Below are 15,668 nucleotides of genomic sequence, written 5' to 3' on the forward strand. Positions count from 1 at the left end.
TCGGCGGCTACCCGCAGCAACCCCCGCCGCAGCACCCTCCGCCACCGGACGCCGGAGCCGGTGAGCCGCCGCTGCCGCCCACCGCCACCGCGGACAGCAGCTTCACCGTGTCCGTGTGCCCGGCCGGGCACGTCGCCGGCGCCGAGGACTCCGACATCGGCCGACTCAGTTCGAATGTGTCGCCGCAGCTCCGGCAGCGGTACTCATAGCGAGGCATGAGCACAGCGTAACGGCGGAGGCGCAGAAGCGCGGCCTCAATGTTTTATGAGTGTTTGGATACAGCAGGTACTCGTGCGGAGGAATCGAAAACTTCGCTGATAACTTGTGAACGGCCGTTGCGAGGACGCTCAGCTCACCGCGCGAGCAAGAGCGAGTGCGGAGGGGAGACGCATGGTGACCGGTGCGTCGCAAGGGGAGGGCCGATCCGGCCGGGGAGAGCAGCCGCTCGACGCCGACCAGACCCTCCATCTGAGAGTGGACGCTCTCAGAGCCGACGAGACGATGCAGCTGCGCGTGCCCGCGCCGCCCGAGCCGTCACCCGGCGGCGGGCGGGCTGAGCGCAGGCGCAGCGCGCGCCCCTCCGCGCGGGAGCGCGCCGGCAGCGTGACCGCCCGAATACTGGGCCCGCTCGCGCCACTGACGAGCCGGCTCGCCCCGTACCTGCGCCCTCTCGCGCCCTACGCGCGCCGCCTCAAGCCCGCCTACCCCCGCCCCGGCCGCACCGGCTGGCGGCGCTGGATGCCCTCCTGGCGGCAGTGGCTCGGCGGCACCCTCGCCTCCTTCGGCCTGCTCAGCGCCTTCCTGGTGACCGCGTACGCGCTCACCGGCATACCGAGCGACCTGAACTCGTACGCCACCCAGCAGGACAACGTCTACTTCTGGTCCGACGGCACCCCGATGGCCCGTACGGGGTGGGTGCAGCGGCAGGCGATGCCCTTGAAGGACATTCCCCCGGACGTCCGCTGGGCGGTGCTCGCGGCGGAGAACGAGACCTTCTACTCCGACCCCGGAATTTCCGTGAAGGGCATCAGCCGGGCCCTGTTCCGCACCGTGGGCGAGGGCGACACCCAGGGCGGCTCCACCATTACCCAGCAGTACGTGAAGAACGTCTATCTGAACCAGAACCAGACGGTCAGCCGTAAGTTCACCGAGGCGATGATCTCGCTCAAGCTCGACAACAAGATGAGCAAGGACAAGATCCTCGAGGGCTATCTCAACACCAGCTGGTTCGGCCGCGGTACCTACGGCATCCAGCGCGCCTCCCAGGCCTACTACGGCAAGGACGTCAGCAAGCTCAACGTGTCCGAGGCGGCCATGCTCGCCGGACTCCTCAAGGGCGCGGGCCTGTACGACCCCACCCTGAGCAAGGCCAACCACCAGCGGGCCGTGGCGCGCTGGTCCTGGATCCTCGACCGCATGGTCAAGATCCACAAGCTGACGCCGGCCCAGCGCGCCCAGTACAAGACGTTTCCCGAGCCGCTGAAGACCAACCCGCTCTACAACACCGGCGAGCAGAGCGACTACCTGGTGGAGCTGGCCTCCCAGTACGCCAAGAAGGCCGCGCACCTGACCGACCAGCAGTTCGACCTCGGCGGCTACCAGATCTACACCACCTTCGACCGCAAGCGGGAGAAGGCACTCACCGACGCCGTCACCAAGGCCCGCAAGCAGGCCAAGCGAGACGACCCCGACACCGCGAAGGACGGCCACTACGGGGCCGCCTCCGTCTCCACCGACGGCCGGATCCTCGCCGTCTACGGCGGCCCCGACCACCGCACCCAGGGCTACAACGAGTCCAACGCGACCACCGTCCCGGCCGGCACCGCCTTCCTGCCCTTCGTCTACGCCGCCGGGCTCGAACACGGCGTCCACAAGACCCGCGGCGGACCCGCCACCCCGGTCACCCCCGACACCGTCTACGACGGCGACGACGCCGTCCCCGTCACCACCCCCGAGGGCCCCTACTGGGACCGCAGCGGCAAGAAGGTCGCCGCGCACAACGACGGCAACAAGTCGTACGGCCGGATCACCCTGCGCGAGGCCCTCGCAAAATCGGTGAACACCCCGTTCATGCAGCTCGGCATGGACACCGGCCTCGGCGAGGTCCGCCAGACCGCCCAGGCCTCCGGGCTGCTGTCCGCCAGCATCGGCCCCCAGGTACCGGCCCTCTCGCTCGGCAGCTCCACGCCCAGCGCCATCCGGATGGCCAGCGGATACGCCACCTTCGCCGCCGACGGCACCCACACGGAGCCGTACTCGGTGCGCCGTATCACCCGCAACGGCGCCGCCGTCGCCCTGGCCACCCCGCGCCCCGCCCGCGCGGTCGGCGCCCAGGTCGCCGGGGACGTCGAGCAGGCGCTCACCGACTCCTTCCGCGCTGCCCACCCGGACGTCACCACCCCGGACGTGGCGGGCAAGGCCGGCACCGCCGACCAGGGCACCACCGACGAAGGCGCCGCGGGCCAGAACACCGCAGCCTGGTACGCCGGGACGGCCGGCTCCGTGTCCACGGCGGTCGTCGTCTACCGCATGGACCTGGCCAAGTCCCTGGAACCGCTGCCCCTGAAGGGCCTAGCGGGCGCCACGCCGGACACCGTGCCCTACGCCCTCTGGTCGGCCGCCATGGGCCTGGACTGAGCGTCCCGGGCCCCGAAAATCCCTCGCCCACACGGAGATTGAGCCGCGCATGTCTCGCAAGAAGCCACAGACGGGCCGGGGCCGGCGTCGCGCCCCCGGCCGCCGCCGCGTCCCCGCCGCCACCCGTCCGCAGATCTTCACCCTCGCCGCCTTCCTCGTCGTGGCCTCGCTGGTGGCCGGCTACCTCGCGCTGAGCCGCCCCGACGACACCACGCCCACCGCCGCCTCCGGCAAGGGCGGCCAGAGCGCCGCCCCCAAGCCCTCCGCGTCCGCCAAGTGGGACGGCAAGACCCACGTCCTCGGCGACGGCTCCACCTCCTACACCGGTCCGCAGAAGGGCACGCTGAAGCCCGTACCGCTCAAGCCCGGTGAGAAGCCGCCCCAGTTCGTCGTCTTCTCCTGGGACGGCGCCCTGGAGGGCGACGACCATCTCTTCTCGCACTACCGGGAGATGGCCAAGGAGTACAACGCCCACATGACCTTCTTCCTCACCGGCATCTACCTGCTGCCCAAGAGCAAGAAGGACCTCTACCACGGCCCGATGCACCAGCCCGGCGACGCCGCCATCGACTACCCGACCGACGAACACATCCGCACCACCCTGGAACAGCTCCGCCTCGCCTACGAGCAGGGCAACGACATCGGCACCCACTTCAACGGCCACTTCTGCGGCGCCAAGGGCGGCGGCGACTGGAGCGTCCAGCAGTGGAAGAGCGAGATCGACCAGTTCTACTCCTTCGTGGAGAACTGGAAGACCAACACCGGCTACACCGACATCCCGCCGCTGCCCTTCGACTTCAAGCAGGAGGTCACCGGCGGCCGCGCGCCCTGCCTGGAGGGCCAGCCCAACCTGCTGAAGGCCATCAAGAGTTACGGCTGGCGCTACGACGCCAGCTCGCCGGGCGACTTCCAGATATGGCCCGCCAAGAAGAACGGCGTCTGGGACTTCCCGCTCCAGATGCTCCCGTACGAGAACGGCAAGTTCCAGGGCCTGTCGATGGACTTCAACTTCCTCTACAACCAGTCCAACGGCGAGACCGACGGCGACCCGGCCAAGTACCCGCAGTGGCAGCAGGAGACGGTCGACTCCTACATGGCCGGCTTCAACCGCGTCTACTACGGCAGCCGCGCACCGCTGTTCATCGGCAACCACTTCGAGCACTGGAACGGCAGCATCTACATGAAGGCCATCGACCAGATCATCCCGAAGATCTGCACCAAAAAGGGCGTCAAGTGCGTGTCCTTCAAGGAGCTCGCCGACTGGATGGACGTCCAGAAGCCCTCGACGCTGGCCGCCCTGCGCAGCCTCGACCCCGCCCAGTCCCCGGACTGGTCCACGGTCGTCAAATGACATGAACGCAGGCCAGGTTCCACTTGTGCAACCCCCTTCACACACGCCCCGGAGGCCATGCGAAGATGCCCCATCCCGGTAGGTGTACCGGCATAGAGGGGAACATCATTGAAGTCGAGAAGACTCAGCCGTAAGGGGCGTCGCACCACCATCGTCGGGGCCTCCGCCGCCGCCGTCGTCGCCGGTGTGGCGCTCATACCCAACTGGAGCGCGGGCGCGGCGGTCACCAACGACCCCACCGTGGACGCCGCCACCAAGGCGACCTTCCAGAAGCTCGCCGACGCGGTCTTCACCGACCGCACCCAGGCCCTGGTGGACGGCTCCACCGGCGGCCGCACCCAGCACACCAAGGGCTTCCACGGCTCCGTCCGCCTCTCCGGCGGCCAGAGCCGCGAGCAGTCCTTCGCCCTCGGCCAGCTGCGCGCCCGCAAGGACCGCCTCGCCGAGCTGGGCGAGAAGTACAGCGCCGGCAAGACCACGGTGACGCTCGACGCCACCGAGGTGCACGGCCACAGCGCCAAGGTCGCCGTCACCGAGACCACGTCGCTGACCTACAAGCCCGGCACCACCCCGGCCAAGGGCCCCAAGACCACCGGCTTCCAGGCCCACCACGAGCTGACCTTCCAGGCCGGCCGCGACGGCGACTGGCAGCTCACGGGCATCAAGGACACCGACGACGGCTACCTCGCCGTCAACCAGGTCGCCACGCCCGCCGCGCCCAAGGACGACAAGCCCGCCGCCTCGTCCGACGACGGCCCGCCCACCGCGCCCCGCGCGGCCACCAGCTACCCGGCGCCGGCGAACCCCAAGAAGCTCACCGGGGGCGCCTACGACTACAAGGCGATGGTCGCCTACGCGCAGAAGTACTGGAACCACTACAACACCGCGTACCCGAACTACAACAACGAGGGCGCCGGCGGCGACTGCACCAACTTCGTCAGCCAGGTGCTGAAGGCGGGCGGCTGGAAGCACGTCCCCGGCTACACCGACGACTACACCAAGTGGTTCGGCACCGCCGACATCCAGTCCGACTCCTTCGTCGGCGTCAACGAGTTCTCCTGGTTCGCGCTGTCCTCCAAGCGCGTCACCCCGCTCGCCAACGTGTACCAGGCGGACATCGGTGACGTGATCCAGATGGACTTCAACCGGGACGGGTCCAAGGACCACTCCATGGTCGTCACCTACCGGGACAGCTCCGGCGTCCCCTACGTGACGTACCACTCCACCAACACCTACAACAGGTCGGTGGCCAGCCTCGTCGCGTCCTACCCGACGGCGTACTACTACGCCTACAGGACCTGACCCCGCCGGTCCTGCCGCCCCGGTCCTTCCCGCATCTCAGGCGTACCGTGCGCGTCCCGCGCCCCGCGCGTCCCCTGCGGGGAGGCCTCGGGGTGGCGGGCCCGCCAGTACGGATTGTCGTGCGGCAGGGCGTGACCGACCCGCCCGTACATCCCGAAGGTCATCAGCAGCAGCCCCACCACGAAGCTGAACAGCACGTTCTGGATCCGGAACGCCAGGAAGTTGTTCGGGGTGTCCAGCAGGGCCAGGAACAGGAACCCGTTCAGCAGGAACAGGATGCCCAGCACCATGTTCAGGGTGGACGCGAAGTTCCCCCCGATCACCATGCCGACCAGCAGCAGCGCGCCGATGCAGATCGACAGCACGCTCAGGGTGCCGTTCGTGTTCAGCCCGGCCACGGTCGCGCCGCCGATGTCGAAGAACCCGATGTGGTTGATCAGGCCCAGGATCCCGAAGACGACGAGGAACGCGCCGATCAGCCCCGCGCCGATCCGGTACACCAGGTTCAGCCGGTGATCGGTCGGCAGATGCTGATCGAACCGGATCCGCTGCTTTTCCTGCGTGTGCGCTGCGTGTGCGGCCATCTCGGCCTCCCTCGGGCGCTGGCGGCGGCCGTCCATCCCAGAACGTGGCTCCAACAAATATCCGCCCGAACCGGGTCACCCGGCAACATAACGGCCCACCGCCGCCGCCCTCAGCGCGCGGCGCCGCCGCGATCCTCCCGGATCCGCGCCACCACCTGCGCCACCGACTGCCGCACCGCCTCCGTCTCCGTCAGGAAGTGCCAGTAGTCCGGATGCGGACCGCCCTGAAGACCCGCGACCGCCCGCTCCAGCCGGGCCACCGCCTCGTCCAGCGGCCGGGCATGGCGCGGATCCGGCGCGGCCCGCCCCGCCATCGCCAGCCGCTGCGCGTCCCGGATCGCGAACCGGGTCCGCTCGGTCTCCGCCTGCGGATCCTTCTGCACGGCATTCAGCCTGGCCAGCCGGTCACCGGCCGCAGAGACCGCGTCATCGGTCGCGTTCAGCAGCGCGCGCACCGTCGACAGCAGCGAGGTGGCGTCCGCCCAGCGCTGAGCGTCCCGCGCGGCCCGCGCCTCGTCCAGCTTCCGCTCGGCCTGCCGTACGTTCTCCACCGCCTGCGCCGGCACCTGCTGGAGGTCCTGCCAGCACGCCGCGGCGAACCGCCGCCGCAGCTCGCTGAGGACCGGGTCCACCTGCCCGGCGCGCGTGGTCAGCGCCTGCGCGCGGGTGCGCAGCGAGACCAGCCGGTGATCGATCTCGGCAGCCTTCCCGGGCAGCGCCTCGGCCTGCGCCCGGATCGCCCCGGCCTCCCGCTGCACCCGCTCGGCGCGCTCCAGCGTCTGCTGCACGCCGTGCCGGCCCGCGCCCTCGTTCAGCCTGGTCAGCTCGGGCGCCAGCGCGGCCAGCCGCCCGGCGAGGTCATCGGCGCGCAGCCCCTGCTCGCGGACACCGTCCAGTGCGTTGCTCGCGGCCAGCAGCGCCTGGCGGGCCCGCTCCACGGCGGGCGCGACGCGGGCGAGCAGGGTCTCGGCCGAGCCCAGCAGCGGGCCGAGCGAGCTGCCGAACCGGTCCAACTCCTGCTTGACCCGCACCAGTTCGTCCCGCGCCGCCGTCAGCTCGGTGCGCGCCCGCGCCGCAGCGCCGGCGTCCAGGTCGGCGCGGTCCAGGTCATGGGCGTCGACCGCCTGGATGTACCGCTGGCTGACCTCGTCGATCCGCCGGCCCAGCCCCTCGAAGTCGGCGGCGGCGCGGCGGGCGGCGGGCGAGTCGTCCACGGCCGTGATGGTCTCGATCGAGATCCGCAGGTCCCGCTGGGCGGTGTCCAGTTCGTAGAACGCGGCCGCCGCGGCGTCCTTCGCCTCCTGCGCCTGCGCCCGCTGACTCTCCGCCCGCCCGCCGAACCAGCGCCGGGTGCCACCGCCCGCGAACGCGGCGGGCAGCGCCAGCGCGACGAGCACCGGCAGGCTCATCAGGGCGAGGGCGTCACGCAGACCCGCGCCCGCCCCGTGCCGGGTCCGCGGGCCGGACGACGGCGGGTACGACTGTGTCACTGGCGTGCCCGGTCTCGCCGTCACATCCCTCTCCCGTGCTGTGATCCGCCCTGGGGTGCCATTCTCCCACCCCGTACAGACGAACACACGGGCCCGTCAGTTCACCGTGTGCACGGTGGCCTTCATGCGGGCGGAGCCGGCGCTCGCACGGTGCCGAGCGAGCGGTTCCTGTGACACGCGCGGGGCGCAGTCTGCCCGCGGAAGAATGCGGGACACGTGTTCCTCGGTCGAATGAGTGACTCTTTGCGCAGGGCGTCGTTGAAGCCGGTGAGTGGCTTTCCGGGGACGGCGAGGGGGTGGGTGAGGTGCGGAAACTGGCGGCGCCGTTCGTCGTACCCGGCCCCACCGCCGTAACGATCCGGACGCGCCTGCGGGTGTCCACCGGGGACGCCTCGGTGCTGACGGAAGTGGGCACCTTTCTCGGTTCTGTGGCGTCCGGGGACATCGCGGGGCGGTCGCGGCAGGGGCTTGACCACGACGGCGCCTCCTGGGCGGCGCGAAAGCGGGCGTTGACGCAGGTGGCGTCGGCGCGGTGGGCCGGCAGCATCACCAGGACGACGCATGATCAGTGGGCGCTGGCCAGACGCGGTCAGGCCGACCAGCGGGCGTGGCTGCGGGGGCAGATCGCACAGATCGAGGCGCGGCTGGCCCGGCCACTGGGCGCGAAGGCCGACAAGCGGGCCGGGCTGGTGCGCGGCTATGCCACCCGGACCGAATGGCACGCCAAATCGCGTCGTCTCCGGGTGCTCCGGGACCGGTCCGCCGCACTGGAGGCGGACTGGCACGCCGGACGGGTGCGGGTGGTGCGCGGTGGCAAGCGGCTCGCCCTGCTGCGGCACCATCTGGCGGCGGAAGGGATGAGTCCTCGGGAGTGGGCGGCACGCTGGCAAGCGGCGCGGATGTTCCTGTCGGCCGACGGGGAGTCCGGCAAGCGCTGCGGGAACGAGACCATCCGCGTCACCGGCAGCGGAGAGGTCTCGCTCAGGCTCCCGGCCGCGTTGGCCCACCTGGCCAACGCGCCACACGGCCGGTATGTGCTCGACGCAGCCGTGGCCTTCACCCACCGCGCGGACGAATGGCAGGACCGGATCGCCGCGAACCGGGCGGTGGCGTACCGCATCCACCACGATCCTGTGCGGGGCCGCTGGTACGTGACCGCCTCATGGCAGCGCGTGGCGGCCCCGGTGCTGCCTCTGCGAGCTGCCCTGGTACGGGGTGTCGTGGGCGTGGACATGAACGACGACCACCTTGCCGCCTGGAGCCTCGACACGCAGGGCAATCCGGTCGGCGAGCCCCGGAGGTTCCGCTATGACTTGTCGGGCACCGCATCGCACCGGGACGCTCAGATCCGGCATGCCCTGACCCGGCTGCTGCACCACACCCGGCGGTGCGGTGCCATGGCGATCGCCGTCGAAGACCTCCACTTCAGGGAGAGCACGAGCCGCGAACAGGGCGGTGTGGGCAAGCGGTTCCGGCACTTGATCTCCCGTTTTCCGACCGCACGTCTCCGAGCCCGTCTCGTGTCGATGGCGGCGGAGCAGAACGTGGCGATCGTGGCCGTCGACCCTGCCTATACCTCGCGCTGGGGCGCCCAGCACTGGCAGCGGCCGCTGACCACCGCCACTCGTGAGACCACCCGCCACGACGCTGCGGCGGTGGCGATCGGACGGCGCGCCCTCGGGTATGCGATCCGGCGACGGCCGGCACCGCCCCCGTACGACCGGAGAGATCGTGCGGGGCATCGGACCGTCCAGGCCGGGCCGAGCCCCCGTGGGCGTGAGGGACCCCGCCCTCGCCTTCCCGGACCACGGACTGGATCCGTGCCGCCCGGAGGCGTCGCGAAAGCGGGCGACCAGCGTGCCCCGGACCGCTGCGGGCACGCGGCCGAGCGAGGAGTGCAGTGGCATGAGAGCGCTCCTCCACTCGGTCCTCGGGGCTTCTGCCCCCGCCCGGAACACGGTTTGCAGCACGGGCCTGAGGGCCGTGTAGGCTGTCGACCTGTTCCGGGTGCGTAGCTCAGTGGTAGAGCGCCTGCCTTACAAGCAGGATGTCGGCGGTTCGAAACCGTCCGCGCCCACCGAGGAGGAGCCCCCGGCCGCATATGGCTGGGGGCTTCTTGGGTTGGTGCGCCGGTGTGCGGTGCCGGGGAGGGCACGGTCGGCGGGGCGCGGGGCGGGTTCAGCGTGTGACCGGGGTGGTGCCGGTCGCCGCGAGGGACAGGTCCCTCAGCCGTGCCGCCGCGCCGGGGCCGATGGCGTAGGCGCGGACGCCGCCGTCGTCCATGGGCGTGCCGAGGGCGGAGACGGGCGTGACGTCGCGGTCCTCCAGGTAGAGCCCGCCGCGGTCCGCCCAGGAGGGGAGAGGTGGCGGCCCGCGGGCCGGTGGCGGCGCCCTGGGAGGGCGTCTTGAAGCCGGCGCCGACCACGCTGCCGGCGAACAGGGCGTTGGCGGTTCTTGGCCGGCGTGCACGCGCTGCGCTGCTACGAGCGGGAGGGGCTGCTGGTCGGACCGGTCCAGCGCACCGCGGGCGGCCGGCGGCGGTACACCACCGCCGAGGTCCACTGGCTGCTGATCTGCGTCCGGCATGCCGCTGGTCGACCTCAGACGGTTCGCCGAGCTGGTACGGCACGGTCCGGGCAACGAGGCGGAGCGGCTGCGGCTCCTCGACGCGCATCAGCGGCGCGTCGAGGCGCAGATCCAGGCGCTGGAGGAGTGCCGCTCGGTCATCTCCTTGAAGGTCGGCGTCTACGCGGAACACCCTGCCCGCGGCGAGGCCGGCGGGCTCTGGGACCCGACGGTCTGAGACAAGGACGGCATGGCCGCGTCCCGTCCGCCCGCCGGTGCCGCCGCCGGCGTCCCGGCCCGTGACGGCTAGGAATCTGCGGGGTCTCCGGACGCCCCTTCCCCGTGGACGTGCTTCAGCCGGCTGCGTGCCTGCACGCGCTGTTCGGTCGCGACCTCCGCCCAGAAGCGGTGGGTGCTGACGAACACCGCGAGTTCGTGTTCGCGGCGGCGGAGCTTCTCCACCTCGGCCTGTTCGTCGGCCGTCCAGCCCGGCGACGCGGGGCGTTCCACCTTGCGCCAGCCGTTGTCGTCGCTGAAGCCGTCGGCCGGCTCGACCGACCAGGGCAGCCGCCTGAGCAGGGCCGACAGCTCGGCCCTGACCTGGTGCAGCTCCTCCTGGCCGGCGAGGAGGTCACTGGGGAATTCATAGGTCGTAGCCACACAGCAATGCTACGCCTGTTCGATTTACGGGCGCGAGAATGATCGGCGAGTTCATCCGAACGGGTGTTCATGAGCGGGGGAGGCGGCCCCGGAGTCCGGGGTCGTGAGGATGATCAGCTGCTGGGTCGCCCTGGTCATCGCCACATAGCGGTCCACCGCGCCCGCCACGCCCTCCCCGAAGCGCTCCGGGTCGACCAGCACGACCAGATCGAACTCCAGGCCCTTGGACAGGGCGGGGGACAGGGAGCGGACGCGCGGGCTGGACGGGCGGAAGGCCGGGGCGCCGATGACGCAGGCGGTGCCTTCGGGATGGGCGGCGAGCCAATCGTCGAGGACCGCGGTCAGACCGGCCGCCGGGCCCCGGCGCACCGGCAGTCCGTTGCCGCGGATCGACATCGGCACATTGGCGTCCGGCAGCGCGGCCCGTACGACCGGCTCCGCCTCCGCCATGATCTCCTTCGGCGTACGGTAGTTGACGGCCAGAGAGGCCAACTCGACCCGCCCGAAGCCGACTCGGGCGAGCCGCTCCTGCCAGGACTCGGTGAACCCGTGCCGTGCCTGGGCGCGGTCGCCGACGATGGTGAAGCTGCGCGACGGGCACCGCGAGAGCAGCATCTGCCATTCCGCGTCGGTGAGTTCCTGCGCCTCGTCCACCACGATGTGCGCGAACGGACCGGCGAGCGCGTCCGGTTCGGCGGTGGGCAGCACCGTCTCGTCGATCAGGGCGTCCCGCAGGTCCTGCCCGTGCAGCATCGTCACCGCGCCCTCGCCGTCGTGGTCGGCCGCGAGCATGTTGTCGATGACGCCGGCCATGCGCGCGTGTTCGGCAGCCACCGCCGCCTTGCGCCGGCGCTCGCGCACCGCCGCCTCCGGGTCACCGAGCCGCTGCCGGGCCGCGTCCAGGAACGGCAGGTCGGACACCGTCCACGCCTGCGCGTCCGCGCGCCGCAGCAGTCGTACCTCCTCGGGGGTGAGCCACGGGGCGCACAGCCGCAGATACGCCGGTACCGACCACAGGTCGCCGACCAGGTCGGCCGCCTCCAGCAGGGGCCAGGAGCGGTCGAAGGCGGTGCGCAGCTCCCGGTCGGCCGCCAGCGACCTGCGCAGGAGCTCGGCGGGGGCGCCGCCCTCCTGCTGGTCGGCCAGGATGGTGAGGAGTTCGTCCCAGACCTGTGCGCGGGCCTCGTTGTGCGGGGTGCCGGGCTCGGCCGAGTCGAACGCCGACTCCCAGTCCGCGGCGGTCAGTTCGAGGTCGCCCCAGGGGGTGGTGACCGTCAGCGGCTCGGTGGGCGGCTCCTCGTAGAACCGTACGGCCCGCTCGATCGCCCCCACCAGCCGCGCGGACGACTTCAGCCGGGCCACCTCCGGGTCGGGCTCGGCGCGCGCGGTCGCGCCCTCGGCGACGAGGTCCCGCAGCACGCAGGTCTGCACGCCCTCCTCGCCGAGGCTCGGCAGCACGTCGGAGACGTACGCCAGGTACGGCCGGTGCGGGCCGACGAACAGCACCCCGCCGCGCCGGTGGCCGAGGCGCGGGTCGGAGTAGAGGAGGTAGGCGGAGCGGTGCAGGGCGACGACCGTCTTGCCGGTGCCGGGGCCGCCGTCCACGACGAGGGCGCCGCGCGAGCCGGCCCGGATGATGGCGTCCTGGTCGGCCTGGATGGTGCCGAGCACATCGCGCATCCGCGGTGAACGGGTGCCGCCCAGGCTCGCGATGAACGCCGACTGGTCGTCCAGCGCGGCATGTCCTTCCAGCGCGTCCGGGGCGAACACCTCGTCCCAGTAGTCGCGGATACGGCCGTCCGCCCAGCGGTACCTGCGACGGCTCGCCAGACCCATCGGGTTGCCGTGGGTGGCGCCGAAGAAGGGCTCGGCGGCCGGGGAACGCCAGTCCAGCAGCAGCCGGCGGCCGGTGTGGTCGGTCAGGCCGAGCCGCCCGACGTAGACCGGCTCGCCGGGGTCGTCGGCACTCACCATCCGGCCGAGGCACAGGTCGAGGCCGAAGCGGCGCAGGGCGCGCAGGCGGGCGGTCAGCCGGTGCACCTCGGCGTCCCGGTCCAGAGCCTGCCGGCCCAGGCCGCCGGGGGCCCGGCGCTCCTGGTCCAGCTGGCCGGAGACGTCGGCGATCGTCCGCTCCAGGCACCGCGCGATCGCCGCGAAGTGGTCGTCGTCGGTGGCGATCAGCTCGGGAGCGGCCTTGGCGGAGAGGCGGTCGGGGAGATCGAAGGCGCTGGTGGCGGTGGGCACGGGGAGGCTCCGGTTCGAGGGGGGAGAGGGAGGGGGCGAGGGAGGGCGTTGTCTTGCAGGTGGCGGTGGCGGTCGGCTCCCCGTTTCGGTGGCTTTGGGGTCGGACGCGTGATTCTGCGGCATCAGGGGGGCCTTGCCGCAAGGCCCCCCATGCGCTATACGTTGAGAGTGGCAAGGAGTCCGGTGACGTCCTTGCCTTTCCTTTTGCCTCCTGCGGCATTCCCGGCTTCCCGCACCCCTCTCGCCGCCCCCGTTCCGGCGCGAGACTGAAGGCATGTGCCGGAGTATCAAGACGCTGCGTCCGCCCGTGCTGCCCGGTGCGGCCACGGAGGACGACATCCACGCCGCCGCGCTTCAGTACGTGCGCAAGGTCTCGGGCTTTCGGGCCCCCGCCGCCCACAACCGCGAGGTCTTCGACGCCGCCGTGGCCGCCGTGGCCCGCGCCACGGCCGAACTGCTCGGTGACCTGGAGGTGCGCGGGCACGCGCCACGCGCTGCCACGGAAGCGGGGGAACGTCCGTGACCACGCGTTTCCAGGGCCAGTTTCGGTCATATTTTCGGGCGCCCGCGCGGAGACGCATACGGCCCTACATGCTGTCGGGTCAGGGGTAGGTCACCCAGCAGAAGCGGAACGTTGGCCAGAACTTGAACTTGCAAGCAATGGTTAGGGACCCCTAACCTGTACCCCTCATTCGGTACCGCCGCCCCCACCGGCCCGCCCGTCCCCGGCGTGCCGCCCGACACCGAGAGGGTCAACTCCCCATGCCTTCCGCTCGCTTCAACTCCGCGCAGCCCTATGTCCTCGGGCTGTTCCGCATCGTCGTCGGCCTGCTGTTCACCGCGCACGGCGCCGCCTCGCTGTTCGGCGTCTTCGGCGGCGCCATGGGCACCCACGGCGGCACCATCGCCACCGGCACCTGGCCCGGCTGGTACGCGGCCGTGATCCAGCTGGTCGCCGGCGCCCTGGTGCTCATCGGTCTCGGCACCCGCGGCGCCGCGCTGATCGCCTCCGGCTCGATGGCCTTCGCGTACTTCGACATCCACCAGCAGCAGGCCCTGCTGCCCATCCAGAACGGCGGTGAGCCCGCGGTCATGTTCTGCTGGGCCTTCCTCCTGCTGGTCTTCACCGGTTCCGGCGCCTTCGGTCTCGACCGGTTCTTCGTCCGGCGCGCGGCGGCGCAGGGCGAGCGCGTCCCGGAGCAGGCCCCGATAGCCGCCTGACCGGGCAACCCCACGCCCCTGCGGCGGCGCCCCCACGGCGCCCCTCCCCGGCCGGTCCGGGGAGGGGCGCCGTCCCGTTCGAGCGGTTCTGTAGCCCCCCGCGCACCTCCTGTCACACCCCCGGCGTACGCTGTACGGCTGTCATCGGGGGAAGTAACAGGAGAAGACGTGTTCGAGAGTGTGGGGTCGCTGGCGGCCGGACCCTGGATCTATGCCGTGGTGTCCCTGTCCGTGCTGCTCGACGTGTTCCTGCCGGTGCTGCCGAGCGGTGTGCTCGTCATCACGGCGGGCACGGCGGCGGCCGCCGGCTCGGGCGCGGCGACGGCGGCGACCGGCCGGGTCCCGCACGGGGTGCCGGATCTGCTGGCCCTGGTCCTCCTGGCGGCGGCGGCCTCGCTCCTCGGCGACCTGGTGGCCTACCGGCTGGCCTGGCGCGGCGGGGCGCGCCTCGACCGCGCGATAGCCCGTTCCCGGCGGCTGACCACCGCGCAGGAACGTCTCGGCGGTGCCCTCGCCCGCGGTGGCGGCGCGCTCGTCGTCCTCGCCCGCTTCGCGCCCGCCGGGCGCTCGGTCGTCTCCTTCTGCGCCGGCGCCGCCCACCGCAGGGCCCGCGACTTCCTCCCCTGGTCCGCCCTCGCCGGTCTGTCCTGGGCCGCCTACAGCGTGGCCCTCGGCTACTTCGGCGCCCGCTGGCTCGGCGCCACCTGGCTGGCGACCGGCGTCTCCCTGGCCGCGCTGTTCGGGGCGGGCGCGGCGGCGGGGTTCCTGATGCGCAGGCAGCCGGTGTCCTGAGGCGGGGCGCGGCAGCCGGTGTCCTGGGGTCGGGCGCGGCAGCCGGCCTCCCGAGGCCGGGGCGCGATGCCGTAGTGGCCGTACGGCCGTACCGCGATGCCGTAGCGGCCGTGCGGCCGTGTGGCGAAGGCCCGGCCGGAGTCGACCGGCCGGGCCCCCTGTGCGGTGCGCCGGGTCAGCAGCCCGCGAGGTCGTTCTGGAGCGCGGTCTTCTCCGCCGGGTCGACGGACAGGTTGTAGTAGTACTTCACCTGCACCCAGGCGCGGACGTACGTGCAGTCGTACGCGGTGCGGGGCGGGATCCAGGTGGCCGGGTCCTGGTCGCCCTTGGACTGGTTGACGTTGTCGGTGACGGCGAGGAGCTGGGGGCGGGTGACGTCGTTGGCGAACGCCTGCCGCTGGGCCGTGGTCCACTTGCTCGCCCCGGAGTCCCATGCCTCGGCCAGCGGCACGAGATGGTCGATGTCCACGTCGGAGGCGGAGGTCCAGGTCGCGCCGTCGTACGGCGAGTACCAGCTGCCACTGGTGGCGGTGCAGGCGGAGTTGGTGACGACGTTCGTGCCGTCCCGCTTGAGGATCCACTCGCGGGTGTTGCAGGTGCCCTCGATGGTGATCCACGTCGGGAACTTGTCGCGGCTGTAGCCGGTGCGGTCCTCGGCGGCGACGGTCAGCTGGGAGAGGTAGCCGCGGGCGGTGGACGCGGCGACGGGCGTCGGCAGGGCCGCGGAGGCGGTGGGGGAGTTGAACAGCGCGGCGGTGGCGACCATGCCGGTGAGGCCGGCGAGTACGCTGAGGCGTTGACGCGCGTAGAACTTGGGCATTG

13 protein-coding genes, 1 tRNA gene and 2 pseudogenes are annotated in these 15,668 nt (G+C 71.8%); 9 read left to right on the plus strand and 7 right to left on the minus strand.

Annotation, left to right across the window (positions count from 1 at the left end; genetic code table 11):
• Positions 1–7: 7 nt before the first annotated feature.
• Positions 8–217: a zinc ribbon domain-containing protein gene (locus tag ACE4Q9_RS23125; RefSeq protein ID WP_397986140.1), complete on the minus strand. Its 210-nt coding sequence runs from the start codon at positions 215–217 to the stop codon at positions 8–10.
• 173 nt (positions 218–390) lie between these two features.
• On the opposite strand from ACE4Q9_RS23125, the gene ACE4Q9_RS23130 reads away from it, so the two are divergent.
• The 3 genes from ACE4Q9_RS23130 to ACE4Q9_RS23140 all read left to right on the plus strand — a co-directional run bounded on the left by ACE4Q9_RS23130 (position 391) and on the right by ACE4Q9_RS23140 (position 5,290).
• A complete protein-coding gene (locus ACE4Q9_RS23130; protein WP_397986141.1) occupies positions 391–2,637 on the plus strand; it encodes a transglycosylase domain-containing protein in 2,247 nt (748 codons plus the stop codon).
• 49 nt (positions 2,638–2,686) lie between these two features.
• Positions 2,687–3,988, plus strand: a complete 1,302-nt coding sequence (locus ACE4Q9_RS23135; protein WP_397986142.1) for a hypothetical protein — start codon at positions 2,687–2,689, stop codon at positions 3,986–3,988.
• A 186-nt stretch (positions 3,989–4,174) separates the two neighbouring features.
• The gene (locus ACE4Q9_RS23140) at positions 4,175–5,290 is read left to right on the plus strand and encodes an amidase domain-containing protein (RefSeq protein ID WP_397987303.1); all 1,116 of its coding nucleotides are present in this window, start codon (positions 4,175–4,177) and stop codon (positions 5,288–5,290) included.
• Here the strand turns inward: ACE4Q9_RS23140 and ACE4Q9_RS23145 are convergent.
• Together ACE4Q9_RS23145 and ACE4Q9_RS23150 are read right to left on the minus strand one after the other, a co-directional pair.
• Positions 5,278–5,874 (minus strand): DUF4383 domain-containing protein, encoded by a 597-nt coding sequence (locus ACE4Q9_RS23145; protein ID WP_397986143.1) that lies wholly within the window; start codon positions 5,872–5,874, stop codon positions 5,278–5,280. The two genes, ACE4Q9_RS23140 and ACE4Q9_RS23145, sit on opposite strands and share 13 nt — an antisense overlap.
• A 110-nt stretch (positions 5,875–5,984) precedes the next feature.
• Positions 5,985–7,388, minus strand: a complete 1,404-nt coding sequence (locus ACE4Q9_RS23150; RefSeq protein ID WP_397986144.1) for a hypothetical protein — start codon at positions 7,386–7,388, stop codon at positions 5,985–5,987.
• Positions 7,389–7,660: 272 nt separating this feature from the next.
• On the opposite strand from ACE4Q9_RS23150, the gene ACE4Q9_RS23155 reads away from it, so the two are divergent.
• Both ACE4Q9_RS23155 and ACE4Q9_RS23160 read left to right on the plus strand, forming a co-directional pair.
• Entirely contained in the window at positions 7,661–9,379 is a 1,719-nt protein-coding gene (locus tag ACE4Q9_RS23155) for an IS200/IS605 family accessory protein TnpB-related protein (protein WP_397986145.1), read from the plus strand.
• Positions 9,370–9,441, plus strand: a tRNA-Val gene (locus tag ACE4Q9_RS23160). The genes ACE4Q9_RS23155 and ACE4Q9_RS23160 overlap by 10 nt, the downstream gene beginning before the upstream one ends.
• A 101-nt stretch (positions 9,442–9,542) precedes the next feature.
• Here the strand turns inward: ACE4Q9_RS23160 and ACE4Q9_RS23165 are convergent.
• Positions 9,543–9,795 (minus strand): annotated as a pseudogene (locus tag ACE4Q9_RS23165) (oxidoreductase); the annotation flags it as partial.
• Positions 9,796–9,818: 23 nt separating this feature from the next.
• Between ACE4Q9_RS23165 and ACE4Q9_RS23170 the strand changes: the two are divergent.
• Positions 9,819–10,167, plus strand: a pseudogene (locus tag ACE4Q9_RS23170) (MerR family transcriptional regulator).
• A 68-nt stretch (positions 10,168–10,235) separates the two neighbouring features.
• On the opposite strand, the gene ACE4Q9_RS23175 reads toward ACE4Q9_RS23170, so the two are convergent.
• Both ACE4Q9_RS23175 and helR read right to left on the minus strand, forming a co-directional pair.
• Entirely contained in the window at positions 10,236–10,589 is a 354-nt protein-coding gene (locus ACE4Q9_RS23175) for a hypothetical protein (RefSeq protein WP_397986146.1), read from the minus strand.
• 51 nt (positions 10,590–10,640) lie between these two features.
• Positions 10,641–12,833, minus strand: a complete 2,193-nt coding sequence (gene helR / locus ACE4Q9_RS23180; RefSeq protein ID WP_397986147.1) for an RNA polymerase recycling motor ATPase HelR — start codon at positions 12,831–12,833, stop codon at positions 10,641–10,643.
• A 274-nt stretch (positions 12,834–13,107) separates the two neighbouring features.
• On the opposite strand from helR, the gene ACE4Q9_RS23185 reads away from it, so the two are divergent.
• The 3 genes from ACE4Q9_RS23185 to ACE4Q9_RS23195 all read left to right on the plus strand — a co-directional run bounded on the left by ACE4Q9_RS23185 (position 13,108) and on the right by ACE4Q9_RS23195 (position 14,846).
• Positions 13,108–13,356, plus strand: a complete 249-nt coding sequence (locus ACE4Q9_RS23185; protein WP_397986148.1) for a DUF2277 domain-containing protein — start codon at positions 13,108–13,110, stop codon at positions 13,354–13,356.
• Between the two features lie 239 nt (positions 13,357–13,595).
• Positions 13,596–14,054 carry a DoxX family protein gene (locus ACE4Q9_RS23190; protein ID WP_397986149.1) on the plus strand — a complete coding sequence of 153 codons (459 nt, stop codon included), beginning with the start codon at positions 13,596–13,598 and terminating at the stop codon, positions 14,052–14,054.
• A gap of 168 nt (positions 14,055–14,222) precedes the next feature.
• A complete protein-coding gene (locus ACE4Q9_RS23195; RefSeq protein ID WP_397986150.1) occupies positions 14,223–14,846 on the plus strand; it encodes a DedA family protein in 624 nt (207 codons plus the stop codon).
• A 175-nt stretch (positions 14,847–15,021) separates the two neighbouring features.
• Here ACE4Q9_RS23195 and ACE4Q9_RS23200 read toward each other — a convergent pair whose 3' ends face one another.
• Positions 15,022–15,666: an HNH endonuclease family protein gene (locus tag ACE4Q9_RS23200; protein WP_397986151.1), complete on the minus strand. Its 645-nt coding sequence runs from the start codon at positions 15,664–15,666 to the stop codon at positions 15,022–15,024.
• Positions 15,667–15,668 lie beyond the last annotated feature (2 nt).

Source organism: Streptomyces sp. AM6-12, from assembly GCF_044327085.1.
In the GTDB taxonomy this organism is placed as follows: Bacteria; Actinomycetota; Actinomycetes; order Streptomycetales; family Streptomycetaceae; genus Streptomyces.